General features: G+C 57.7%; 1 protein-coding gene and 1 pseudogene. Both read left to right on the forward strand.

Annotated elements, in window-relative coordinates:
* Nucleotides 1–257: pseudogene (locus tag ASU03_RS19485) on the forward strand (signal recognition particle protein); the annotation flags it as partial.
* A gap of 250 nt (nt 258–507) precedes the next feature.
* Nucleotides 508–732, forward strand: a 225-nt coding sequence (gene rpsP / locus ASU03_RS19490; RefSeq protein WP_057833313.1) for a 30S ribosomal protein S16, incomplete at its 3' end; no start/stop codon positions are given.

Raw genomic sequence — 732 nt, forward strand, 5'->3', positions numbered from 1 at the left:
AGCAGTTCAAGCAGATGGAAGCCATCATCAACTCCATGACCCCGGCCGAGCGCCGCGACCCTGAGCTGATCAGCGGTTCGCGCAAGCGTCGGATCGCCATGGGTTCCGGCACCCAGGTGCAGGACATCGGTCGCTTGATCAAGCAGCACAAGCAGATGCAGAAGATGCTGAAGAAATTCTCGGCCAAAGGCGGCATGGCCAAAATGATGCGCGGCATGGGTGGCATGATGCCCGGCCGTGGCATGCCTAAAATGTAAAGAATTCGCGCAAGGGCTTGCTCTTGCGCAGACCCACAGGGATGTGGGATCTCCAGCAAACCCGCCGCTGGAGGGAGCTGACTCGCCGGTCTCACCGACGGCTCTATAGCAGATCTGAATGGCGCGCGGTCAGGGGCCGGAAAAAGACATTGGCAAAAGTCCGGATATTCCTTAGAAGATGCGGCCTTTCGGGCCCCAATGCCCGCTGTGCATTTAGATTTGCAGCACCGACTACAGGAACGATGTTCACATGCTAACAATCCGTCTTGCCCGTGGCGGCTCCAAAAAGCGCCCGTTTTACCACTTGACCGTAACCGACAGCCGCAACCCGCGTGACGGTTCGCACAAGGAACAGGTTGGTTTCTTCAACCCTGTTGCTCGTGGTCAAGAAGTTCGTCTGTCCGTGAACCAAGAGCGCGTAGCCTACTGGCTGAGCGTTGGTGCACAGCCTTCCGAGCGTGTTGCCAAGTTGTTG

This window comes from Colwellia sp. TT2012 (assembly GCF_001440345.1).
Classification (GTDB): Bacteria; Pseudomonadota; Gammaproteobacteria; order Enterobacterales; family Alteromonadaceae; genus Colwellia.